Source organism: Falsihalocynthiibacter sp. CO-5D18 (genome assembly GCF_041205445.1).
Classification (GTDB): domain Bacteria; phylum Pseudomonadota; class Alphaproteobacteria; order Rhodobacterales; family Rhodobacteraceae; genus Falsihalocynthiibacter; species Falsihalocynthiibacter arcticus.
In genome coordinates, this window is the sequence record NZ_JBGFCF010000001.1 from 201,388 (window position 1) to 225,802 (window position 24,415).

Here is a 24,415-nt window from a genome sequence, read left to right on the forward strand (position 1 = left end):
GTCGCGGTTCCTATAATCAAACCCAAAACGGACGCTTTATGCTCAATCTCGCACCACATTTGTTCAACGGACTAACCCTCGGTCTGTTGTTCGCGCTCATCGCCTTGGGTTTCACGCTGATCGTTGGCGTGATGGAAGTCATCAACCTTGCCCATGGCTCCCTGTTCGCGTTGGGAGCCTATTTTGCGCTGTCGATCATCGGCGGTGAATGGATGGGTGAAACCGCGTTGGGGGACTGGTGGCAAACCCTCCCTCTCTCGGCCAAATACATCGCCGCCTTGATTTGTGCGCCTTTGCTGGCGGCCCTCGCGGGTATGGTGCTTGAGTTGGCCCTCAGGCGCACCTACGGCAAAGCGCCCCTATATGGCTTGCTGCTGACCTTCGGCGCGGCTTTGGTGATCGAAGAGTTGATCCGTCTGGGCTGGGGAACTGGAGAGAAATTCCTACCGCTCCCAGAAGCGATCAACGGCGCCGTTATGATGGGCGGACTAATCTTTTCAAAATACAAACTTTTTGCAGCAGCTTTCGCCGTCCTTGCCATAGTCTGTGTTTGGCTTTTTCTGGAAAAAACACCCTATGGGGCGATCATTAAGGCCGGAGCGCACGACAGCGAGATGGTGCGGGCCTTGGGCTACGATCTTTCGCGGCTGCGCTTGTTGGTCTTTGGGTTTGGCGCAGGGCTTGCTGGTTTGGCAGGCGTGACCATGGTGCCCATTTGGGGGCTTCGTCCGCATGTCGGTGTCGATGTGGTTATTCCGGCCTTTCTGATTATCGTTTTAGGCGGGGTTGGCAGCTTCTGGGGATCGGTGATTGCTGCGATACTGGTGGGTCTGTCTGTTGGAATTACAGGGGCTTACGCGTCGTCTTGGTCCATGATGTCTATGTATATTTTGCTCATTCTGGTGATCGGGTTTCGTGCCCGAGGCCTGTTTGGCAAGAAAAGCGCGTTGGAGAATTGATCATGGTTACACTGTCCGATATTTCCCGCCGCTCAAGCCAATGGGTCACCCCGCAGATCGCCTTTTTCGCCGTCTTTATGCTGAGTATGCCGCTGTGGATTGGCCCGATTGGGCTGTATCAATATATCGGTATCGAGATTGCAATTTGGATCATTTTCGCGCTCGGGTTCAACCTTTTGTTTGGCTACACTGGGCTGCATTCCTTCGGCCACGGGGCGTATCTTGGTGTTGGAGCTTATGCCTTTGGTCTGTTTCAACATCATGTCGGGGTTAGTCTCGTGGGGGGGCTTTTGGCATCGGTCGTCGCCGCAGCCGTCGCAGGCGCATTGGTCGGAGTTTTTGTCTCCCACCGACGCGGCATTTATTTCGCCCTGTTAACCATTGCCTTTGGACAGGTTTTTTGGTTCGGGGCCATCAAAATGCACGTCCTCACGGGCGGCGAAGACGGGCTTTTGAACATCCCCCGACCGCCGCTCAATTTGGGAATTGTACGTTTTGATTTGAGTTCCAACGCAAGCCTCTATTACTTGATTGCCGTTTTAACGATTGTGATGGTTGTGCTGGCATGGCGGGTGGCCAATTCGCCTTTTGGGCGGGTCCTTCAGGCCATCCGTCAGAATGAAACCCGCGCCTCCTTTATTGGTTATGAGGTTTGGTGGTTCAAATGGGCGGCCTTCACCCTGTCCGCGATGATTGCTGGGTTAGCGGGAGGATTGTTCTCCATGGCACAGGAAAGCGCCTATCCGGATGTCATGAGCCTTCATCAGTCAGGTTTGATTGTGATGATGGTTTTGGTGGGCGGCGGTCTAGTGAACTTTTGGGGTCCCATTCTGGGCGTGATGCTCTACTTCATCGCCCGCGATGTGTTGGGGTCGGTCACCGAGACATGGTTGCTTTGGTACGGGTTGATGTTTGTGGTGATGGTCATGTTCAAGCCCGAAGGATTGGCCGGTGCCTTGGCCAACTTGGGTCGCCTGAAAACAAGCGCAGATTTGCCTGCTAAATCGGTTAAGGAGCAAGTCTGATGGCCCTGTTTGAAGCAAAAAATATCCACAAAAGATTTGGCAGTCGCGTCGTCTTGGAAGACATATCCCTGTCGTTTAAAGAGGGGCAAGTTAGCGGCATCATGGGGCCCAATGGCGCGGGAAAAACCACATGTTTCCATTGTCTGACCGGGCATCACAAACCCACACGGGGCAGCATTATTTTTGACGGAGAGGACATTACTGGCAAGGCTCCGCAACGCATTGCGCGCAAAGGTGTATCGCGCTCGTTTCAGATGATGAACCTCTTTGACGACAGCGCGGTGATTGAAAACATAATCCTTGCGCTGCCAGATTTTCGCCGTCGCTATGCCCAGATTACCACCTCCGTTTTCGATGATCGGGAGTTGCTGGATCAAGCTTTGGAAGTCCTCGATCAGGTCGGGCTTTTGGGGCAGGAATGGCAACCATCGCTTTCGCTCTCTTATGGTAATCGTCGCGCGCTAGAAATTGGCGTCGCTTTGGCGGCCAAGCCGCGCATCGTCTTTTTGGACGAACCGACGTCGGGATTGGGGGCCGAAGCCACACGGCAACTGGCGGAATTGATCGGAAAGTTGCGTAAAAAATATACCTTTGTGATGATCGAACATGACATGCGGTTTCTTTTTGAACTCGCGGATAAAATCTCCGTAATTCACTGGGGTCAGGTGATTGCAGAAGGCACACCCGACGACTTGCAGTCCAACAAATGGGTTCAGCGTTCGGCGTTGGGCGAGGTGGCATAATGCTTGATATTGCAAATATTGAAACGTTCTATGGGGAATCTCAGGCGCTCTTTGGGGCGTCGCTTCGGGTAGGCGAAGGCGAGGTTGTTTCGTTGTTGGGGCCAAATGGGGCAGGTAAAACCACAACCTTGCGTTCAATCCTTGGATTGACCCAGCCGCGCACTGGGCGAATATCGTTCGACGGACAGGATATCACGCGGACTGAAACCTATAAAATTGCCAAAATGGGCGTTGGCTGGGTGCCCGATGATCGGCGGGTTTTTCCTTCATTAAGTGTGGCGCGTAACCTACAGATAGGTATTAAGAAAACGCGCTTCAGGTCATGGAAAATGGATGAGATGTTTGATATCTTTTCCGCCCTCGAATACCTCATGGGACGCGAATGCGAAAATCTATCTGGCGGCGAGATGCAGATGGTTGCGATCTCGCGGGCCTTGCTCGGCGCACCGGGCCTCGTGTTGTTTGACGAACCCAGTCAGGGGTTGGCCCCAAAGATCGTTCAGGACGTTCTCAAAACCGTAACGCGGCTTAAGAATGAGGGCATTGCGGTGTTGATCGTCGAGCAAAACGCCTTGGCCGCCCTTGAGGTGTCGGATCGGGCCTATGTGATGGATCGAGGCCGCATTATTCACGAGGGTCCCGCGCATGAATTGCTGGAAAATGCCCCGCTTAGACGTAAATTGATTGGAATGTGAAATGGTTGCGATGCTTGAGGTCAAAGGTCTTCAAAAAACCTATTATAAAGGACGGTTTAATCGCACGCCTAGCTTCCAGCTGAGCGCGGATTTCACAATTGAGAAACCGTCGATCGTGGGCATGATGGGGCCAAATGGCTCTGGAAAAACGACGCTGTTTGAACTGGTGACAGGGTCAAATGCCCCAACGAGTGGGCACGTGAATGTTCACGGGAAAAACATCCACCAAATCCGAGCGGACGAGCGCGACCGCCTCGCGATCCATTACCACCAATCCTATCAGGTGCGCAGTTTTCGCTCGTTAAAACCAAATGCCCTGATGAAACGCGCAGAGTCCGATTATCCCATGGTTCATCTGTTTGATGAGCCGCAGTTCAACACCCAAGACGGCTATATCGGTTTCATGCTGGATTTCTTTCGAAAACTGCGATCCGAGGGGCGGCTTGTGTTGTTGTGTGTGCACCCAAACGAGCGGTTTCACCTCGAGATCTTACAAGAGATCTGCGAGGAATTTATCTTTGTACAGAAGGGGGTTGTGACGCAACATTCAAGTTACGAAGAGGTGCTGAAATACGAACCTGCGCGCGCCTATCTGGGGCAGTTGTTGAACGAGCGTGCGGCATGAGTGCGACATTTGAAAAAGCCGCGTTTGCGCTGCCCGTTGAGAGTGGCGACGTTAAAACCCGCTGGCAGGCTGAGGGTTTCACCTTTGGTATTTTCCAAGATGGTGCTGCGCAGGAATGGAATGATTTTGTTCATGATACCGACGAATATGTGCTGGTCGCACAGGGAACGCTCACGATTGGCGTTGGGGATGAGGTTGCGCAATGCGTCGCCGGGGACCTCGTCCGTATTCCGCGCGGAGCCGTACATTCGCTCAAAACGACCTCCATAAATGGCAGTATTTGGTATTACGGCTATGGCCATTGGAAGCAAAGTTGATGGCGGAAGTTGAACATAAAGCCGCCCTCGTCGGCGCCGGAATGATTAGCGTTTATCACTTGCGTGCATGGCAGGCTGCGGGGGTTCCCGTTGTGGCGATTTGCGACATTGATCGGGAATCCGCCCTAAACCGTGCGCGTGAGTTTGGAATTTCACACGTATATGATGACGCCGAACAGATGTTTGCCGATGGCGGCTTCTCCCTCGTTGATATAGCCGCATCGGTGACGGCGCATGACAGCGTCACACGCTTGGCGGCGGATCATGGCGTACATGTGATCTTGCAAAAACCAATGGTCGAAACCGTCGCCGAGGCCGAAGCCCTTGTCTCATATGTCGGCGAGAAAATCCGTTTTTGCATCCACGAAAACTACCGCTTTCGTCCGCATTACGTGACTGTGCGCCAGTGGATCAACGAGGGCCGCATTGGAGACGTACGCCATATTGCCATGTCGTGCCGTGGATCGGGCCTTTGTCCAAGGGAGGGGCAGGAGCCATTTTTGGTGGAACGCCAGCCCTATTTAAAAGGCTTTAAACGCAACCTCGTTTTTGAAACGATGATACACCACCTCGATGTGTGTCGTGCCATCGCTGGCCCCTTAACGGTTGTGGCGGCGCGGTTAAACAGACTGGCGTCGGGATTGCCCGGAGAAGACACGGCCTCGATTTTGATGGAAGGCAACGACGGTCTGATTGTGACCGCCGATGGGTGCATCTGTGCGCCCGGCTATGCGCCTCTGCATGGGGATCGCCTTGAGGTGATCGGTAGCACAGGCACAATTATGATGGATTACAACCGCGTATTTATCGTTGGCGATGAGGGAAATGCTGTCGAGGTAGATCTTCTGGGGCGCTATCAGGAAGGTTTTGATACAGCAACACGTGCCTTTGTTGAGGGAGTGCGAGATGGCACGCCCTTTGAGACAGATCGCTTGGATAACCTACAGACCTTGCGTTTAATGGAAAGCGTCTATGATGCCGCTGGCGTGGAGATTGAATGATGGAACCTAGTCCAACACTAACTCCGGAAATTGATATTCCTGCGCTGGACGGCTTGTTCAATGTGCAGGGGTTACGGGTGTTTTTGCCGGGTGGCTATGGCGCTATCGGGGAGGCGATCAGTTGGGGGTTTGCCCGCCACGGCGCACATGTCGCGATTGCTGGCCCCAACGCGACCAAGGCGAGTGCGCTGGCACAGAGAATTCGCGACAGTGGTGGACTGGCCGAGGGGTTTGGCATGAACGCCCGCGACACCGCCCAAATCGCGGCGGTAACCGATGAAGTGGCCGAAACGCTGGGCGGCATTGATGTTCTGGTCAACTGTGTCGGCATCAACAAAGAGCAAAAATTTGCCGATGTGTCGGCGGAAATATTTGACGAGATGTACGAGACAAACCTGCGGTCTGCGATGTTCTTGTCGCAATCGGTCGCGCGTCATCAGATTGCTGCGGGAAAAGGCGGGCGGCAAATTCATCTTGCGTCGGTGCGCTCGCAATTGGCGCTGCGAAATCGTGGGTATTCGGCCTATTGCGCGACCAAAGGTGCCTTGGTGATGTTGGTTAAACAGCATGCGATGGAATTGGCGCCCTACGGGATTACGGTCAACGGTATCGCCCCGACATTTATCCAATCTGATCGTATCCGTCCGCACCTTGAGCGCGCAGAATTCAGGGACTTTATCCTTGAGCGTAACCCGTTGGGCCGCATCGGCAGTCCTGTCGAAGTGGTGGGCCAAGTCATCGCCCTCGCGGCACCAGCGGGGAGTTATATCACGGGGCAGACAATTTACGTGGACGGAGGGGTGACGGCGAGCCAATGAAACATAATTTACGCAGTGCACGCTGGTTTGATGCCGATGATCTTCGGGGTTTTGGCCATCGGTCGCGGATCATGCAAATGGGGTATGGGGTCGAGGATTGGCAGGGAAAACCGGTCATCGCTATCCTCAATACATGGTCGGATATCAATCCCTGTCACGCTCATTTCAAGCACCGCGTTGAGGATATAAAGCGCGGGATATTTCAGGCGGGCGGGTTCCCGATTGAACTACCCGCCATGTCCCTTTCCGAGAATTTCGTGAAGCCCACAACGATGCTGTATCGCAATATGCTGGCGATGGAGGTTGAGGAACTTTTGCGGTCGCATCCTGTGGACGGGGCCGTGTTGATGGGGGGATGTGACAAGACAACTCCGGGTCTGTTGATGGGCGCGATCAGCATGAACCTTCCCGCCATTTTTGTGCCAGCGGGACCAATGTTAAGCGGCAATTTGAGGGGCGAGGTCTTGGGGTCTGGCTCCGATACATGGCGGTATTGGGACAAAAAACGCGCAGGTGAAATTGACGACAAGGAATGGCAGGCCGTCGAGGGCGGCATCGCCCGCAGCTATGGCCATTGCATGACAATGGGCACGGCCAGCACGATGACCGCGACGACCGAGGCCTTGGGCATGACCCTGCCGGGGGCGTCGTCCATTCCCGCGCCTGATGCCAACCATATTCGCATGTCTGCGGAATCTGGACGCCGGATCGTCGAGATGGTGCGCGAAGATCTCAAGCCGTCGGATGTGTTGAGCCGCACGTCGTTCGAGAATGCAATCAAGGTTGCCATGGCGCTTGGGTGTTCGACAAATGCGATCATCCATTTGATTGCCGAGGGGCGGCGGGCAGGGTTTGATATTTCGCTGGCGGATTTTGAAGCCGTCAGTCGCACCATTCCGGTTTTGGCCAATATTCGCCCCTCTGGTGAAAAATACCTGATGCAGGATTTTTTCTTTGCGGGAGGACTTCCCGCATTGATGGCACGGATGCAGGGCATGCTTGATCTGGATGCCAAGTCGGTAACAGGGCGCACAATCGGCGCGGAAATCTCGAATGCCGAGGTCTGGAACGATGACGTCATCCGCCCGCTCGACAACCCCGTTTACAAGGAGGGGGCGCTTGCCGTTCTACATGGCAATCTTGCGCCCGATGGCTGTGTGATCAAACCCTCGGCCTGTGCATCAAAGTTTCTAAAACACCGTGGTCCGGCCCTTGTTTTTGACAGCTATGCCCAAATGAAGGCCGAAATTGACGCGCCCGGTTTGGATGTCACCGAGAAAACCGTGCTCATTATGCGCGGCGCAGGACCGCAAGGAGGGCCGGGGATGCCCGAATGGGGGATGTTGCCGATTCCGCAAAAGCTTTTGAAGGCGGGGGTGAGCGACATGATCCGCATATCGGACGCGCGGATGAGTGGAACGAGTTATGGCGCCTGTATCCTGCACGTCGCGCCAGAAGCGCATTTGGGCGGGCCGCTGGCATTGGTTCAAACGGGCGATATGATTGATCTGGATGTAGATGCACGCCGCATTCACATGGAAGTTTCCGACGCCGAGTTGGAGCATCGCCGCGCCTTGTGGCAGCCCCCTAAACCCAAGTTTGAACGCGGATATGGCTGGATGTTTGCCCGCCATATCACACAGGCCAATGAGGGCTGTGACTTTGACTATCTCGAAGCCAGTTTTGGGGCAAACCCGCCCGAGCCTGAGATTCTATAATCCATTAATACGCAAGTTAGGACGATAAAAATGAGTGATTTCATCCCTAAAATTCTGATCGGAGGCACGTTTCGGACCACAACCGATCTTGCCCCGATTGATGTCATCAACCCCTGCACCGAAGAGGTTCTGTGGCAAGTACCGTCCTGTGATGCGAGTCACGTTGAGGAAGCCCTGAGTCACGCCCGTGCGGCATTGAAAACATGGTCGGCGGTTCATGGTTGGCAACGCGCGTCAGTGCTGCGGGGCATTGCCGCCGCGATGACGCGTCGAAAGGATGATTTGTCTAAGGCGCTCTCGTTGGAGATCGGGCGTCCGCTGTCGCAAGCTGAGGGCGAAGCAAACGCCGCGATTGAACAGTTTGAATGGTTCGCAGGCGAAGCAGAGCGTCTGTTTGGTGAAACCATCCCGTCGCGCCAAGGCGGGCGATTGGTGATCGAAAGCGAGCCGGTTGGCATCGTCGCGGCATTTACGGCGTGGAATTTCCCGATCAATTTGGTCGCGCGTAAAATTGCCCCCGCCTTGGCGGCGGGCTGTCCGATTATTTGCCGACCGTCCGAGCAAACGCCGATGACCTCCACTATAATTGCGGAATGTTGTGTCGAAGGTGGCGCGCCCGCAGGCGTTGTGCAGCTTCTACAGGGGCGCGCCGAGAATATTTCGCCAGCGCTGATGGCCTCAAACGATGTGCGTAAAATATCGCTAACGGGATCGACCCGCGTGGGCCAGATGCTGATGGCGGAAGCGGCAAAAACCGTCAAGCGCACCTCGATGGAATTGGGCGGCCACGCGCCCGTTATTGTCTGCGAAGACGCGGATATTGATGTGGCAGCAGAGCTTTGTGCCACGTTCAAGTTCCGAAATGCCGGACAAGTTTGTATTTCGCCAAATCGTTTCTACGTGCATGCTTCCAAGGCCGAGAGGTTCATCGAAAAGATGGTGGCATCGGCACAAGAGCTGGTCGTGGGCGATAGCCAGGATGCCGCAAGTACGATGGGGCCGATTTCGCTCGCTTCCCAGCGGGACCGTATCGAGGCATTGATTGCGGATACGATCAAAAGTGGAGCCAAGTTGCGGACGGGAGGGGGGCGTCCAGCCCATTTAAATAAGGGCTACTATATTGAACCAACGGTGTTTTCCGATGTGCCTGATGACGCCCGAATAATGTGGGACGAACCCTTTGGCCCCGTGGCACCCATTGCCACATTTACCGATCTAGACGAGGTGATTGAACGCGCAAATTTAACGCCTTACGGGCTGGCAGCCTATGCGTTTACCGGAAGTCACAAGACGGCGGAAACCCTTTCCAAAGGGCTGCACGCGGGCATGGTTGGCATCAATAATTTCCTTGTGGCCCATGCCGAAGCACCTTTTGGCGGCGTTGACCATTCAGGCAGTGGACGCGAGGGCGGGCAGCAAGCAATCTATGATTACCTCAACACCAAATTGACGCATTTTACGTGGTGAACCGATGCCCTTTGTAAATCCTCTCAGACAGAAATGGGCAGATGGGAAGGCCGCTGTGAACGGCTGGATCGCGGCTCCGGGTATCCTTTCCGCCGAAATTATGGCGCGGGCTGGCTGGGACTGTATTACCATCGATATGCAGCACGGAACGGCGGATTATCGAGATTTATTGTCGATTTTTCCGGTTCTAGGGCAAACGGACACGCCCGCATTGGTGCGTGTTCCGTGGAACCGACCGGAAGACATCATGCGAGCGCTTGATGCGGGGGCGGTTGGAATTATCGCGCCGATGATTGAGAATGCCGATGACGCGCGGGCGCTGGTCGAGGCGTGCTTATATGCACCTGACGGGGCGCGTAGCTTTGGCCCCGTCAGGGCGCGGTTGGCCTATGGCGATAGCTATGCGCGCGAGGCCAACCAAAATATACTGCCGATTGCGATGATCGAAACCAAATCTGCGCTCGACGACCTCGATGCCATCTTGCAGGTGGAGGGGCTTGGAGCGGTTTACATCGGACCCGCAGACTTGTCGTTGGTGCATGGGTTTCCACCAGGATTTGATCGCGAAGAGCCTGAAATGCTTGCCCTTTTGAGCCACATTTTAGCTCAGGCCACGAAGTTTGGTGTGCCCGCGGGGATTCATTGTGGCACGCCAGCCTATGCAAAACGAATGGTTGCCATGGGGTTTCAACTCGTGACTGTCGGCTCTGATATGCGATTTATGGAAGCAGGAATTGCGCAGGCCTTAGTGGAAATGAGAGCGCCCTAAGTGCCTGCTGCTCCAAACGGAATTATGTTTTTTGGTCAACAAGGCGTTGAACCATCGGCGCAAAATGCCAAAAGTCGGGCGTTTTCATATCTTCCCGTTTACCCGCGTCGTCAAGATAGCGAACGGCGATAATATCTTTCAAATTTGGGTTTCTTTCGAACTCAGCGACTTCCTCAACGCTCATCGGTCCGCCCTGCAAATGCAGTGTGTGTACTGAAGCGGCACTTAGACGCGAGAAATATTCAGGTTTTGTCGCGCAGAGATAGCGTTTTGCGGCCACATGGTAGCGGCAACAATCGGTGATAACGGTCGGGAAAAACCGCTCAAGCACCTCGGCACCGGCGTCTTCGTGGTGACGGTCTTCAGTGTCATCGGGGCTGTAGGTGCCAAATTCGCTCGTGAAATGGCCGATGTCATGCAAGAGTGCGGCCACAATGATTTCTTCGGATTGCCCGTTTTGTTGCGCGATTGTGGCCCCTTGAAGCATGTGTTCGCCCATTGTCACAGGCTCACCCAGATACTCTTCTCCGCCGCGACGGTCAAAAATGGAGCCAAGGAAATCCACGATATTTTCCGCATTCAAAGTGACGATATCGGGCTTCATTCTGCGGCCTCCAAAACGGTGGATCGTAGCAACGAGAGATAAGTCGAGTGCAGGCCATCTCTGTCGGCATAGCACCCCTGAAGCCAGCGGGTTCCTTCGCCCGAATATCCTTTGCGGGCATGTAAAACGCGTGTGTTATCGACGACAAAACTCTCGCCGGGGGCAAGGCGGAAAGTGACCTCCATCGCGGGGTCGTCGATGATTTCGGCGAACCGGCGATAGGCCGCGTAATAGAGCGCCATTTTATCGAACGGAACATCGGTAATGGCCGCGAGTGAGCGGTTGTTGAAGCGCACGCCAATCAATTCCCCATCGGGGGCAAGTTCGATCATTGGGCGGCGGGAGGTGAGGCAAACGCCTTCCTCGCCCGCGTATTCAAATCGGGCACAATGATCGGCCAACACATCAAAATACGCCTCGTTTTCGTCGCGCAATCGTTGCGCGGCGGCAAACCCGTCAACAACCATGTTCTCGCCCCCTGCGGCGGAACTTTCGAGACAATAGAGCACCTGAACCGTGGGCACTGGATCGCGGTAGGGATTGTCGGTATGCGCCTGAAGGCCAAGCCCCGTGAAGGCGAGATTGGTTGGGTTTACTTCTGTGCGCACCTCGAAATGCTTGCCGTAATTTGTTTCACGCACATAGCCAAACAAATCGACGATTTTGTACAGTGCACCATGTTCAATCGGCCCGTTGGTTATTTTCCCAAAACCAAGTTTTGTGACCAATCCCAACCAAATGCGGAGCGCGTCCTTGTTGCTGGACAGTTCCGAAAAATCACCAGTGGGCACATCGGATTTTAGGGCATTGTTCCAAACTTCGATGCCTGCGTTGGTCCAGCCACGTTTGCCAATTTGGGCGCGGTCATAGGCATTTGTTTCCAGACATTCCAGATCGTAAGTGAGCGTTTTCTGCTCGGGGTCGAAATCGACCTGAAGGCCACTGCCGCTCAACCGCGCGTCTGTGATGCGGGTTTCGGAAGGCAAGTCGCTGAAGGTAATTAGCTTTTGCCCATTCCCAACCGCGCGGGTTTCGGGATCGGTGGCATTGTCGCGCAACCATATTGCGTGAAAGCGGTAGGTGCCGGTTGCGGTTTCCAATTTTAGAAACGTGCCGGACGGGTCGACGCTCACTTTGGTCATATGACTTGCTCCAGTTGCAAAGATTTTCAAGGACAGCATTTCAAAAAACATGCATAAGTTCAAATTAGAAAAATATACTCTGAGCATCGGAATAATTAATGGAAAACAGCAGACTTAAGTTGCCGCCGCTTGAATGGATACGTGCCTTTGAGGCTGCTGCGCGCTGTGGAAGTTTTACCGCGGCGGCGGCTGAAACCGGTCTGACCCAATCGGCCATTAGCCAGCGTATCGGGCATTTGGAAAAGCTCCTTGGGGCTAAATTATTTGAGCGGCGTCCTCGCGCAATTGCTCTGACTGTAGAAGGTGAGGCGTGGTTGCCGCACGTGCGTTCGGCGCTGAGCAGCTTACAGGACAGTTCCGAAGCGTTGTTTGGTGCGCGGCGTGGGAGGGTGACGATTTCGGCGAGCCTGTCCGTTATTGAGTTGTGGCTTGCGCCGCGCCTTCAACGGCTCACCGAAAAGACGGCAGCACAAATATCGTTGCAAACCATGGTTCTAGGGGCGCATAGCGTGCCGCAGGATGAGGTTATCCGCATTCGATATGGCTCAGGTGACTGGCCGCATTTCTATACGCACCGGCTCTATTCCGAGAAAATTACGCCTGTTGTCGCGCCCGAATTCACACGGCGGGAGGACCCGTGGACAAGTTGGCCACGGATCACGGTTTCGGGGCCGCGACCAAGTTGGAATGACTGGGCGGATCAGTTTGGAATCCCCACCACGCCGCTGCCCGTTCTGCGTCTTGATACCTATGCGCCAGCGCAGACGATTGCGCGGGCAGGGGGCGGTGTTCTGCTTGCCTCCTTGGCATTGTGCGAGGCCGATCTTAAGGCGGGAAATCTTGTGCGTGTGTCGGACGATGTGCTTGCCCACCATGAAAGCTATTGGATGCTCGCGAGTAAGGAGGCCGTGACGAAACCCCAATGGGACGACCTTGTTTCTGCGCTGAAGTGAGATGCAGAGGGCTCATTTTTGACGATATATGTGGGCGGGTTTTCGAAAAGCGGTCATAACTCCACAATTTTCATGGATTGTTGTGGGTTTTGGGTGTATTGCTTTGTCAAAACAACAAGGCCGCTAAATTGAAGAAACAACATTCCCATTCCCATCGCGAACTTGAGTTGCTAAATGCCATACGAAGAATTGGTGGTTTTGCCCGCAATTCGGAACTGGCGACCGTGTTGGATGTCTCAGAGGAAACCGTGCGTCGCACGATCAAAGGTCTTTCAAAATCCGGTACCATCGCCCGTGTTCACGGGGGCGCCTATTTGGTGGGAACCCAGAGCGACCCCAGCTTTTTCAAACGCATTGCCCAGAATTCCGACGAGAAACGCCTGATTGCGCAACGGGCAGCACAACTCGCCGCCGACGGTATGACGCTGTTTTTGGATGTCGGAAGCACAACAGCGTTTGTAGCTGAGGAGTTGCGGGTGCATCATAATCTGACAGTCGTTACAAACTCCATTCGGGTGTCGCAAACGCTGGTGGGGCATAACGACAATCGCGTATTTTTACTGGGTGGAGAGATGCAATCGAACGAGCTTGGCGCCTTTGGCCATGTCACCGAAACGCAGGCGCGGCGCTATAGTTTTGACCGCGCATTTTTTAGTGCGGATGCCCTAAGTTCCACAATAGGCTTTCTGTATTTGGATCCCGCTGAGGCAGATTTGGCGTCGGTCGTGATTGACTGTGCGGATATAACGGTCGCGGCAATGACGCATCATAAATTCGACAAGACTGCCCCGCACCGCAGCTTTCATCCGAGTGAGATTCACACATTGGTTGTCGATCAGGCACCTGAAAAACCTTTGGCCACGAGCCTTGAAAAATGGGACGTCGCCTTGCGTGTGTCCAAAAAGGAAAATGATCATGAATGACGCGCAAGATTTCGAAATGAAGCATGCACAGGGCGTGGCTGATATCGCTGCAGAAGCCGCGCGGGGTTATTTTCGCAACCCTTTGCAGGTTGAGTTTAAAGCGGATGAAAGCCCTGTAACGCAGGCCGACCGAGGCGTCGAATCCAAGGTCCGTGCGTATCTAGGTGAGCATTTTCCCGACGATGGAATTTGGGGCGAAGAGCACGGAACCGATGGCGAAGATCGCGAATGGATGTGGGTTGTAGACCCGATTGACGGAACGCGTTCGTTCCTTTCTGGGAACCCGCTATTTGGATTTCTGGCGGCGCGTATGCATCGCGGGGTGCCTGAAATTGGTGTGATTGGTATGCCCGCTTTGGGCGAAACCCTCATTGGTAAACGCAACGGTGCGGCGACTTTGAATGGGCAGAAAATTCAGACGTCCACCCAAACGTCGCTGGATCATGCGGTATTATATATCAACGAAGCTGATAAAATTTATCAGGCCCATCCTAAGGTTTTCGCAAAGCTTGTGGCGAGCGGACAAACGCGCCGATTTGCCTATGATTGCTACCCGCATGCGTTGGTGGCAATGGGGCATGTGGATGCGGTTGTGGATTATGATCTTCAGCCCTACGACTATTTAGCGGTACTGGCTGTTGTCGAGGCGGCAGGCGGGATTATGACCGATTGGAAGGGGCGCACGTTGACCGACAAATCCGCGTGCCAGCCCGTAATTTGCGCGGCAACTCCCGAGTTACATGCCCAACTTTTGGCGATCGTGAGTATTTCTTAAATGGCAATTATTAGTTTCCTCATAAGCCTCTCTGGCGCAACAATGCTGCTTTTGTTTGCCGTTCGCATGGTGCAAACCGGTATTGAGCGCAGCTTTGGCGCGTCGTTTCAACGGGTCTTGACCCAAAACAAAAGCCTGATGGGCTCAAGCGCGACGGGCGTGGCACTGGCGATTGTTTTGCAAAGCTCGGCGGCTGTCGCGCTGTTGACGGCTGGGTTTGCAGCCAGTGGATTTTTGGCGTTCCCAACGGGCCTTGCCATCGTGCTCGGCGGCGATTTGGGGTCTGCGTTGATCATTCAGATTCTATCCTTCAAGATGGACTGGCTTATCCCAATGCTCCTGGCTTTTGGGGGGTGGTTGTTTGTTAAAACCGACCACAAAAACGGCCGCCAATTGGGGCGTATCCTCATGGGCGTCGCGTTTATTTTGATCTCGCTTCAGTTTTTGCGCGAAGCCGTGACTCCCATTCGGGATAGCGCGTTTTTGCCTGCTATCGCGGACTATCTTTCACGCGATTTTGTCACGGCATTTATCGTCGGGGCGGCCCTCGCGTTTGTGATGCATTCAAGTGTCGCGGCGATTTTGATGTGCGTTACGCTTGTGCAAATCGGCGCTATTCCATTTGACGCCGCGCTTTCGCTCATGTTGGGTGCGAACCTCGGTAGCGCCTTCATTCCGATTTGGTTGACGCGCGGCATGCCGACCGTTGCGCGCAGCATTCCAGCCGCAAATCTCTTGGTGCGAGGCAGTTGGGCTATTCTGGTTTTACTCGGGCTGAATTTGGCCGCCGATCCGACTATGCTGATGTTTACCAGCCCAAGCCAATCGCTGATTTACGCGCATATCGGGTTTAACCTTTCCCTGTTGATTGTTGTGCTTCCGTTCTGCCGCGTCTTGGAACCCGTGCTTCAAATGCTGATGCCAAGTGCGGCTCCTGCGGACAACAACCTCGGTGAACAGGAAGTTGGTTCGGCGCTTGATCCCTCGACAGCCGAGACGCCAACACTCGCGATTGCAAGCTTAAGACGCGAATTGTTGCACATGGTTGGGCTGGTCGAACGTATGTTCAAAAGTGTTCCAGATCTTTATGAAACGGGCGATCGAGATAAGATTCGGGCGGTTCGCACCCAAGATTATCAAGTCAATAAATCGCTCTCGGAAATTCGCTCATTTGTCGCGCATATGCCGCAGGAAAACTACACCAAGGAAGACAAGAAAATTGTGCGCGGACTAATGGATTACGCCATTCGCCTAGAAACCGCAGGCGATGTGATCGCCAAAACAATGACGACGATTGTTGAAGAAAAATACGAGATTCACGCCGAGCTCTCCTCCGAAGGGTGGGCGGAACTTTTGCGGATGCACGAAGCGGTCGTTGCCAATCTGAGGCTTGCTAGTAACGTTTTGGTGTCTGATGATCTTGAGAGTGCCAGACTTTTGGTGATGGAGAAATCCGAGATCAAACGCTCGGAGCGCAAAAGCCGCAAAAACCATTTAACTCGTCTTCAAAGTGGGCGTGGTGACAGTTTTCGTTCTAGTGACGTCCACTTGGAAACATTGCGCGCGCTGCGGGATGTGAACAGTCATATCGCGGCCATTGCCTATCCAGTTCTGTATCGAAACGGCCAATTGCTTGAAACGCGGCTCATTCAGGAAATGGACTTACACGAGGAAGATAGCTGACACGGATGTATTGGATGTGGATTCCCCATGGACGTTCCTGTCAAGATTTGGCAAAACTTGGCATGTGAAATCGAAAAGGCCGTCGTCAATGCTCCCCTCCGAACGCCACGCGATCATTTTGCGCGAAGTTAAAACGCAACCAGCGGTCTCAATTCGAATGCTCACTGAAAAGCTGGGCGTGACGCGCGAAACCGTGCGCAAGGATATCGAACAACTGGCTGGCGAGAATAAACTGAGCAAAGTGCGCGGTGGGGCGACGCAAATCCTGACGCGAGAGCCGGAAGTTTCAACGCGGGTGGCGACGAACCCCCTCGGAAAGGCGAAAATCGCCAAACATATTCTTGGGAAAATCCCCGATGGGGCATCGATAATTGTTGATAATGGGTCAACGACTTTCGCGGTTGCACGTCTGTTGCGGGAGTTCCGCACTGATTTGATTGTGCATACGAACGACCTTAGAATTGCCGAACTTCTGGGGCCTGTTTCACGGGAAATTACGGTTTTAGGCGGGCGTCTTGATGTCGCAGAAAACGCGACGTTTGGGCTTGATGCGATGGAGCAACTGGCACGGTATCGCGCCGAATTTGCGTTGATCAGCACGGGCGGTTTGGTCGCGCGTGCTTTGTTTACAGATTTTTCGCGTGACGCCGCTGACCTGCGGCATTTGATGCTTCAGCAGGCCGAACAACCGTTTATATTGGCCGACAGCAGCAAGTTTGATGTCGTTGGGCATGTGGTTATGCGGCCTTTGCCTGCGCGCACAGTTGTCGTTGTCGATACAGAGCCGCCAGTAGAAATTACCGCTGCTATGAGCGATCAGGGGATTGTTTTCGAAACGGCTTAATGCAAACAAAAGAAAACATTTGCCAAATTTTGCAAAATGACATTTAGTCAGACTCAAAATCTGATACCTGTGCATGGAGTCGCAAAATGGCCAAAATCAATCTTCCAGAAAGAGCGCAATATGTGATCGTAGGCGGCGGGATCGTCGGATGTTCGGTGGCCTATCATTTGGCCAAAATGGGCCACACCGACATTGTTTTGCTTGAGCAAGGCCAGTTGAGTTGCGGCACGACGTGGCACGCGGCAGGGTTGGTGGGGCAATTGCGCAGCCAACCTGCGATGACGAATCTTATCAAATATTCAACCGAACTTTATGCCCAGCTTGAAGCGGAAACGGGCTTGGCGACGGGTTGGAAGCAGTGCGGATCGGTGACCGTTGCCCGCACCGATGACCGCATGACGATGTTGCTGCGCACCGCCGCTGCGGCCCGCGCACAGGGTGTTGAGGTTGAAGTTATTTCGCCGAAGGAAGCTCAAGATAAATGGCCCGTTATGCAGGTTGACGATGTTCTCGGAGGGTTATGGATGCCAAGCGATGGCAAGGCGAACCCGACCGATTTGACCCAATCCCTCGCCAAAGGCGCGCGGATGCGGGGCGCTAAAATCATAGAAGGCGTGCAGGTTACCGATGTCTTAACCAAAGACGGTGCGGTGACGGGTGTTGTGACCGATCAGGGAACGATTGAGGCGCAGGTCGTGGTGAATTGTGCGGGCCAATGGGCGCGGTCGTTAGGGAAAATGTGTGGTGTGAATGTGCCGCTTCACTCGGCGGAACACATGTATATCGTTACCGAACGCATTGAGGGTGTGAACCCCGATCTGCCAGTTCTGCGCGATCCAGACGGGTATATTTACTTCAAAGAGGAAACTGGCGGGCTGGTTATGGGCGGCTTTGAGCCGCAGGCGAAACCATGGGCGATGGACGGCATCCCCGACAAGTTTTACTTTCAACTGTTGCCTGATGACTGGGAGCAATTCGAAATTCTTCTGGAAAACGCGCTGATCCGTGTGCCACAAATGGAGCACACCGGCGTGCGCAAATTTTATAATGGCCCCGAGAGTTTTACGCCGGACAATAATTACCTGTTGGGTGAGGCGCCCGAATTGAAAAACTTCTTTGTCGGCGCAGGCTTTAATTCGATGGGGATCGCCAGCGCAGGCGGGGCAGGGCGCGCGCTGGCAGAATGGATCGTTGAGGGCGCTGCTACGTCGGATTTACTTGCCGTCGACATCCGTCGCTTTGCAAATTTTAACAATAACCCAACGTGGTTACATGATCGCGTCAAGGAAACTTTGGGGCTGCACTATGCCATGCCGTGGCCCAATCGCGAGTTGGAAACCGCGCGCCCGTTTCGACGGTCGGCGTTGTTTGATCGGCTTGCGGGCAAAGGAGCGGTTTTTGGTTCGAAAATGGGCTGGGAGCGTGCCAATTGGTTTGCGAATGAAGGTCAAAAGCGGGAAGTCGAATATAGCTTTGGCCGTCAAAATTGGCATGAAAACGTGGCGGCGGAACATAAATCGACGCGCGATGGGGTGTCGATCTTTGATCAAAGCTCGTTTGCGAAATTGCTGGTGCAGGGACGGGACGCCTGTGCGCAACTCAATCGAATTTGCGCGGCGAATGTTGATGTTGCGGTGGGGACCACGGTTTATACGGGTCTGCTGAATGAACGGGGTGGCTTTGAAAGCGACCTCACGGTTTTGCGGCGGAATGAACAGGAGTTTTTGTTGATTACAGGCTCGGCACAACCCGTGCACGACGCCGATTGGCTTCGGAAAAACTTTACCACGGATGCGCATGTTTTTCTTACGGATGTGACCTCGGCGTGGTCGGTTCTGGCTGTGATGGGCCCAAAATCCCGCGCAGTCTTGCGCCAGCTTTCAAAAGCAGATTTCTCAAATGCGGCCTTCCCGTTTGGCTCGTCGCAAGAGATCGACCTTGGCTATGCGACGGTGATTGCCAATCGGATGACCTATGTTGGCGAACTAGGTTGGGAGTTGATTGTTCCGGTCGAATTTACGGTCGGCGTTTATGAGGATTTGATGCGGGCTGGCGCTGAATTCGGTCTGCGAGACGCGGGGTATTATGCGCTGGACGGCCTTCGGATTGAGAAGGGATATCGCGCATGGGGGCATGAATTGACGCCCGATATTACACCGCTTCAGGCGGGGCTTGGCTTTGCTGTTGATTTTGCGAAGCCCGACGATTTTATCGGAAAGGCGGCGCTTTTGGCGGCCAAAGCGGACCTCGCGCATCTTAACACCCGCATTGTCCAACTTGTTTTGGAGGATGGCGCGGCGCAGCTTTGGGGTGGGGAGGCCGTGTCGTGTGATGGAGCAGAAATCGGCGAAGTGCGCTCGGCTGCCTATGGGCATACATTTGGTGCATCGGTTGCGTTGTGTTTGATCGAGGCCGAGGAGAAAATCACCGCTGATTTCCTTAAGAATCATAGGTTTCAAATTGATCTGGCTGGGGTGAAATATGTGGCCAAAGCCTATCTGCGAACGCCCTATGATCCAAAGAATGAAAGACCAAAATCTGAGGATTGAAGTCTGTCTCCCAAAAAAACGCGCGGTAACGTTTTGCCGATGCTAGAATATTTGGATTAGTGGTGAAATATTAGGCACACCAGTTGGAGATTTCATTTTTGAATCTGTGAGGTGGCAGCTCGCGGGGAAAAGGTGCGTTTCGTCTTAGACTTGCAACGCCATACAGGGAGTGCCGGGGCAAGGCTGCATTTTAGACGGGTTTTGATTGCGGATTGTTTCATCAAATTTCGCGTCAGGGCTTTGTAAATAAAAGAAATTCAGCTTGGAGCTCGCGGCGTCCATTGAGCAATAAACTTTGGATGAAAAAACGCGGCCCATACCGCGTGTTGGATGGTAAAATTAACAGTAGGGCGCTAGATTTCCAAAGCATAGGTAAAACTAATAGGTCGGTAGGTATTATCGATTTTTTTTGCTGCAAAAACCTGCCAAAGTGATCTCGTATACATGCGGGTGTTACAAAAGCCATCCAACGAAGAGATGCAAAAGCCCAAATGTCCAACATGGAGAAATATATGAAACACATGACAACTAAAATTACGTCCCTTGTCGTCGGCGCGCTGATGGCGACGACCGCAGCGGCCGAAACCGAGTTGACCGTCTATACGGCTGTTGAAGCCGAAGATTTGGCGCGCTACGCGGAAACCTTCAATGCAAGTCACCCTGATATCAAAATCAACTGGGTGCGCGACTCAACTGGGATCATCACGGCGAAGCTTTTGGCGGAACGCGATAACCCACAAGCGGACGTCATTTGGGGGCTAGCGGCAACGTCGCTCCTTTTGCTGAAATCCGAAGGGATGCTCGAAGCCTATGCGCCTGCTGGCGTTGCGGATCTTGATCCCAAATTCGTGGATACGGGAACACCCCCCGCGTGGGTCGGCATGGATGCTTGGGTTGCGGCGGTGTGTTACAACACGATTGAAAGCGAAAAGCTTGGCTTGACGCCGCCCACTTCGTGGGAAGATTTGACCGATCCGATGTATGCAGGTCATATCATTATGCCAAATCCAAACTCCTCGGGTACTGGGTTCCTTGACGTATCAAGCTGGCTGCAGATCTTTGGCGAAGAGGGTGGCTGGGAGTATATGGACGCGCTGCACGAGAATATCGCGCGTTATACGCACTCGGGTTCCGCACCTTGTAAACTTGCCGCATCAGGCGAAATTCCAATCGGCATTTCCTTTGCTTTTCGTGGCGCGAAATCCAAAGCCGAAGGCGCTCCGTTGGACATCATCGTTCCATCTGAAGGTGTAGGTTGGGATATGGAAGCGACCGCGATTGTTGCGGGCACCGCCAATCTTGAAGCGGCGCAAACATTGGTTGATTTTACAGTCACCAAAGAAGCCAATGAAATGTACAACACGGGTTATGCCGTTGTGGCCTATCCGGGAGTTGCGAAACCTGTGGAATATTTCCCTGAAGGTTTGCTTGAAGCAATGATCGATAATGACTTTGAATTTGCAGCCAACAACCGCGCCGCAATCCTCAAAGAATGGCAGAGCCGTTACGACGGTAAATCTGACGCTAAGTAATTATTTGCGCGGGGGGCGATTTTGCTCCTCGCGCACTATTTACGCGTACCATCGTTTTTTAACAAAACTACTGGCACAGACCAGAAAGCTTTGGCGTGACTCCAAAGCTAAAATGTAAGGACATTTTTTGAGATGCAAGCAAACTCATCGGACGCAGTCTATCTAAATATCGAGAATCTATGGAAAGCGTTTGGCACTTTTCTTGCCCTCAAAGATATCTCTCTGGAAATTAACGAAGGCGAGTTTGTCTGTTTTCTCGGCCCATCGGGGTGTGGGAAAACGACCTTGTTGCGGGCGATTGCGGGGTTGGATTTGCAAACCAAAGGCAAAGTGACACAGGACGGCAAGGATGTTTCGAACCTGCCGCCCGCGGAGCGTGATTTTGGGATTGTTTTTCAGTCTTATGCCCTGTTTCCCAACCTGACGATTGAAAAGAACATTGCTTTTGGCCTTGAGAATACGGGTCGCAGTAAGTCGGAGATTACAGCCCGCGTGCGGGAGTTGCTTGAACTTGTCGGCCTCTCCGAGCAAGGTAAAAAATACCCAGCTCAGCTCTCGGGTGGACAGCAACAACGCATCGCACTGGCGCGTGCCATCGCCACCAATCCCGGCCTGTTACTTCTGGATGAACCTCTCTCGGCCTTGGATGCAAAAGTGCGCGTGTATTTGCGCCACGAGATCAAAGAACTGCAACGCAAGCTTGGGGTGACGACCGTGATGGTGACCCACGATCAAGAAGAAGCCCTCAGTATGGCTGACCGGATTGTCGTTATGAATCATGGTATTATTGAGCAGGTCGGCTCACCCACAGAAATTTACCGCACCCCTGCGAACCTGTTTGTCGCGGATTTTATTGGCGAGATGAACCAGATTAAATCGATCGTCACCGAAGGGGGACGCTTAAGTATCGGCGAGAAAACCTTCGCCTGTTTGGAGCATAAATTCCAAGATGGCGATGCCGTCGTGGCCGCGATCCGTCCTGAAGACGTGATTCCACATGAAGCGGGATACGAAGCCACAGATGCCGACCGCAATTGCATCGAGGTTCGCTTGCAAGAGATGGAGTTCCTCGGATCATTCTGGCGTTGTCGGTTGCAAAATGAACGTTTCGAAGGCTCTGAGTTAATTGCCGACTTCTCGATCAACGCCGTACGGCGCTTGGACTTGGGCGAGGGCAAAAACATGGTCATCGAATTGCCAAATGACCGGCTGATGGCCTTTAGCCGTCCGGAGGTCGCAGCATGAGTTTTTTCCAAGCGGCCCCAACTGGGCTGCCTGCAGGTCCCGTGATTAAACCCAAGCTCAGCCGCGACGACATAGTTATGCGCGGCGGTATGCTGGTCATCGCGCTTTATCTGATCGTAACGTTGATTTTGCCCCTTTGGGCGATGTTGTCGAAATCAATTTTGACCTATCATTTTGATCTTTCGCAATACGAGTTTCAGGTCAGTGATGAGGTAGGCACATTCGACGGAACCATCCTCAACGCAGCAGTGCTGAACACTGAAACCAAGGCCTATGCGCCAGATGACCTCAGTGCGGGGAGCGACAGCCGACTAAGTGTTACCAGCTTTTTCCCTGATTTTAGTTTCCGCAGTCCCGTGCTGTATCAGGTTCGTAATACGGTTGAAGGCGGGCGTTTCTTGGTCGGCTCCACCTTGAATGACACAACCGATTGGGTCGAGTTGGACAGCAACACGTTTCGGCGGGTACAATTGCGGCCCGTCCAATCGACAGGTCTTGATAACTTTGTGAACTATTTCTCGACCCCCGCTTTGTTCAATTCGATCAAAAACTCGGTGATGATTGCGACGATTTCTACGATCATTACGGTCACGCTGGCGTTCTGGTTCGCCTATGCCCTTAACCGTACGTGTATGCGTTTCAAAGGGGCGTTTCGTCTGGTTGCGATGATGCCCATTCTTGTGCCGTCGCTCTTGCCCGGCATCGCGCTCGTGTACTTGTTTGGCAACCAAGGGATGATCAAAGAACTGCTATTTGGTGCTTCGATTTATGGCCCGATTGGGATTGTCATTGGTTCGGTGTTTTTCACCTTTCCACACGCCTTTATCATTATTTCAACAGCACTCGCGATTTCGGACGCGCGTCTTTACGAGGCCGCAACCTGCCTGCGTTCCACCCCGTGGCGCACCTTCTGGACGGTCACAATTCCGGGTGCGCGGTATGGCCTGATCTCTGCGGCTTTTGTGGTGTTCAATCTCGTGATTACCGACTTTGGCCTGCCCAAAGTCATCGGTGGGCAATTTAATGTGCTTGCGGTCGATATCTATAAACAAGTGATTGGCCAGCAAAACTTCGAGATGGGGGCGGTGGTGTCCGTTGTCCTTGTGATCCCTGCGATTTTGGCCTTCGCGATTGATCGCCTTGTGCAGGGAAAACAGGTGGCGCAATTGTCCTCGCGCTCAGTTCCGTTTCAACCGTCGCCCAACGCGAAAAATGACAGGCTTTTCTTTATCTACGCGTTGTTTGTGGCCATCTTTATTGTCGGAATGCTGCTTGTTTGCCAGTTTGCGGCCCTTGTCAAATTTTGGCCCTATGACCTGAGCCTGAGTTTGAAAAACTATCAGTTCGGCAACATGGACGGTGGCGGATGGGCGTCGTATTTCAACTCGATCAAGCTGGGTTTTCTTACGGCTATTGTTGGTACGATAATTGTATTCTTTGGCGCCTACCTTGTTGAAAAAACAAATAGGTTTTTCGTCGGCCGCGCTATGTTCCAGATGTTCGCCATGTTACCAATGGCTATCCCCGGAATGGTACTTGGCCTCGCGTATATCTTCTTTTTCAACAATCCCGCTAACCCGTTTAACGCGATTTACGGCACGATGGCGATCCTTGTGATCTGTTCGGTGACGCACTTTTACACTGTGTCACATCTCACGGCGGTGACGGCGCTTAAGCAGATGGACCGCGAGTTTGAATCTGTGTCGTCTTCCCTCAAACAACCCACGCTCAAGTTGTTTACCCGCGTGACGGTTCCGGTTTGTTTGCCGTCGGTGCTCGACATTTCGATTTACCTTTTCGTCAATGCGATGACCACAGTTTCGGCGGTTGTGTTCCTGTATTCTCCGACCACAACGCTGGCATCGATCGCGGTTTTAAATATGGATGATGCTGGGGATATTGCACCTGCAGCGGCGATGGGAATGATGATTTTCTATACCAACGCGGCGGCGCGGATTATTCACCTGATCGCGTCAAAAGGCATCATGCGGCGCACACAGGCTTGGCGCGCGCGGTAAGTAAAAACGC

The 24,415-nt window shown here is 53.4% G+C and carries 22 protein-coding genes; 20 read left to right on the forward strand and 2 right to left on the reverse strand.

Annotation, left to right across the window (positions count from 1 at the left end; genetic code table 11):
• Positions 1-38 precede the first annotated feature (38 nt).
• From AB9F27_RS00955 to AB9F27_RS01005, 11 genes are read left to right on the forward strand one after another with little or no spacing between them, the layout of a single operon-like run.
• Positions 39-959 carry a branched-chain amino acid ABC transporter permease gene (locus AB9F27_RS00955; protein ID WP_335583553.1) on the forward strand — a complete coding sequence of 307 codons (921 nt, stop codon included), beginning with the start codon at positions 39-41 and terminating at the stop codon, positions 957-959.
• A gap of 2 nt (positions 960-961) precedes the next feature.
• Positions 962-1,984, forward strand: coding sequence for a branched-chain amino acid ABC transporter permease (locus tag AB9F27_RS00960; protein WP_335583552.1), 1,023 nt, complete (start codon positions 962-964; stop codon positions 1,982-1,984).
• On the forward strand, positions 1,984-2,727 hold the full coding sequence (locus AB9F27_RS00965; protein ID WP_335583551.1) for an ABC transporter ATP-binding protein: 744 nt from the start codon (positions 1,984-1,986) through the stop codon (positions 2,725-2,727). The genes AB9F27_RS00960 and AB9F27_RS00965 overlap by 1 nt, the downstream gene beginning before the upstream one ends.
• The gene (locus AB9F27_RS00970) at positions 2,727-3,422 is read left to right on the forward strand and encodes an ABC transporter ATP-binding protein (protein ID WP_335583550.1); all 696 of its coding nucleotides are present in this window, start codon (positions 2,727-2,729) and stop codon (positions 3,420-3,422) included. The genes AB9F27_RS00965 and AB9F27_RS00970 overlap by 1 nt, the downstream gene beginning before the upstream one ends.
• A gap of 1 nt (position 3,423) precedes the next feature.
• Positions 3,424-4,047, forward strand: coding sequence for an ATP-binding cassette domain-containing protein (locus AB9F27_RS00975; RefSeq protein ID WP_335583549.1), 624 nt, complete (start codon positions 3,424-3,426; stop codon positions 4,045-4,047).
• Entirely contained in the window at positions 4,044-4,364 is a 321-nt protein-coding gene (locus AB9F27_RS00980; protein WP_335583548.1) for a cupin domain-containing protein, read from the forward strand. Before AB9F27_RS00975 ends, AB9F27_RS00980 begins: the two co-directional genes overlap by 4 nt.
• Complete coding sequence (locus AB9F27_RS00985; RefSeq protein WP_335583547.1) at positions 4,364-5,365, forward strand: Gfo/Idh/MocA family oxidoreductase; 1,002 nt, start codon at positions 4,364-4,366, stop codon at positions 5,363-5,365. Before AB9F27_RS00980 ends, AB9F27_RS00985 begins: the two co-directional genes overlap by 1 nt.
• Positions 5,362-6,183 carry an SDR family NAD(P)-dependent oxidoreductase gene (locus tag AB9F27_RS00990; RefSeq protein WP_335583546.1) on the forward strand — a complete coding sequence of 274 codons (822 nt, stop codon included), beginning with the start codon at positions 5,362-5,364 and terminating at the stop codon, positions 6,181-6,183. The genes AB9F27_RS00985 and AB9F27_RS00990 overlap by 4 nt, the downstream gene beginning before the upstream one ends.
• Entirely contained in the window at positions 6,180-7,901 is a 1,722-nt protein-coding gene (gene araD / locus AB9F27_RS00995) for an L-arabinonate dehydratase (RefSeq protein WP_335583545.1), read from the forward strand. The genes AB9F27_RS00990 and araD overlap by 4 nt, the downstream gene beginning before the upstream one ends.
• A gap of 30 nt (positions 7,902-7,931) precedes the next feature.
• Positions 7,932-9,368, forward strand: coding sequence for an NAD-dependent succinate-semialdehyde dehydrogenase (locus AB9F27_RS01000; protein WP_335583544.1), 1,437 nt, complete (start codon positions 7,932-7,934; stop codon positions 9,366-9,368).
• 4 nt (positions 9,369-9,372) lie between these two features.
• Positions 9,373-10,137: an HpcH/HpaI aldolase/citrate lyase family protein gene (locus AB9F27_RS01005; protein ID WP_369757453.1), complete on the forward strand. Its 765-nt coding sequence runs from the start codon at positions 9,373-9,375 to the stop codon at positions 10,135-10,137.
• Positions 10,138-10,159: 22 nt separating this feature from the next.
• On the opposite strand, the gene AB9F27_RS01010 is transcribed toward AB9F27_RS01005, so the two are convergent.
• The gene (locus AB9F27_RS01010) at positions 10,160-10,741 is read right to left on the reverse strand and encodes an HD domain-containing protein (protein WP_335583542.1); all 582 of its coding nucleotides are present in this window, start codon (positions 10,739-10,741) and stop codon (positions 10,160-10,162) included.
• Complete coding sequence (locus tag AB9F27_RS01015) at positions 10,738-11,883, reverse strand: TauD/TfdA family dioxygenase (RefSeq protein WP_335583541.1); 1,146 nt, start codon at positions 11,881-11,883, stop codon at positions 10,738-10,740. The genes AB9F27_RS01010 and AB9F27_RS01015 overlap by 4 nt, the downstream gene beginning before the upstream one ends.
• A 98-nt stretch (positions 11,884-11,981) precedes the next feature.
• Here AB9F27_RS01015 and AB9F27_RS01020 point away from each other — a divergent pair, with 98 nt between their 5' ends.
• The 9 genes from AB9F27_RS01020 to AB9F27_RS01060 all read left to right on the forward strand — a co-directional run bounded on the left by AB9F27_RS01020 (position 11,982) and on the right by AB9F27_RS01060 (position 24,405).
• Positions 11,982-12,836, forward strand: coding sequence for a LysR family transcriptional regulator (locus tag AB9F27_RS01020; protein ID WP_335583540.1), 855 nt, complete (start codon positions 11,982-11,984; stop codon positions 12,834-12,836).
• Positions 12,837-12,964: 128 nt separating this feature from the next.
• Positions 12,965-13,759, forward strand: coding sequence for a DeoR/GlpR family DNA-binding transcription regulator (locus tag AB9F27_RS01025; RefSeq protein ID WP_335583539.1), 795 nt, complete (start codon positions 12,965-12,967; stop codon positions 13,757-13,759).
• On the forward strand, positions 13,752-14,534 hold the full coding sequence (locus tag AB9F27_RS01030) for an inositol monophosphatase family protein (RefSeq protein ID WP_335583538.1): 783 nt from the start codon (positions 13,752-13,754) through the stop codon (positions 14,532-14,534). Before AB9F27_RS01025 ends, AB9F27_RS01030 begins: the two co-directional genes overlap by 8 nt.
• Complete coding sequence (locus AB9F27_RS01035) at positions 14,535-16,217, forward strand: Na/Pi cotransporter family protein (RefSeq protein ID WP_335583537.1); 1,683 nt, start codon at positions 14,535-14,537, stop codon at positions 16,215-16,217.
• An 88-nt stretch (positions 16,218-16,305) separates the two neighbouring features.
• A complete protein-coding gene (locus tag AB9F27_RS01040) occupies positions 16,306-17,061 on the forward strand; it encodes a DeoR/GlpR family DNA-binding transcription regulator (RefSeq protein ID WP_335583536.1) in 756 nt (251 codons plus the stop codon).
• Positions 17,062-17,147: 86 nt separating this feature from the next.
• Complete coding sequence (locus AB9F27_RS01045; RefSeq protein ID WP_335583535.1) at positions 17,148-19,610, forward strand: FAD-dependent oxidoreductase; 2,463 nt, start codon at positions 17,148-17,150, stop codon at positions 19,608-19,610.
• A gap of 512 nt (positions 19,611-20,122) precedes the next feature.
• The gene (locus AB9F27_RS01050) at positions 20,123-21,142 is read left to right on the forward strand and encodes a putative 2-aminoethylphosphonate ABC transporter substrate-binding protein (protein WP_335583534.1); all 1,020 of its coding nucleotides are present in this window, start codon (positions 20,123-20,125) and stop codon (positions 21,140-21,142) included.
• Positions 21,143-21,274: 132 nt separating this feature from the next.
• Positions 21,275-22,387 carry a putative 2-aminoethylphosphonate ABC transporter ATP-binding protein gene (locus AB9F27_RS01055; protein ID WP_039002648.1) on the forward strand — a complete coding sequence of 371 codons (1,113 nt, stop codon included), beginning with the start codon at positions 21,275-21,277 and terminating at the stop codon, positions 22,385-22,387.
• Positions 22,384-24,405 (forward strand): putative 2-aminoethylphosphonate ABC transporter permease subunit, encoded by a 2,022-nt coding sequence (locus tag AB9F27_RS01060; RefSeq protein ID WP_335583533.1) that lies wholly within the window; start codon positions 22,384-22,386, stop codon positions 24,403-24,405. The genes AB9F27_RS01055 and AB9F27_RS01060 overlap by 4 nt, the downstream gene beginning before the upstream one ends.
• The last annotated feature ends 10 nt before the right edge of the window (positions 24,406-24,415 follow it).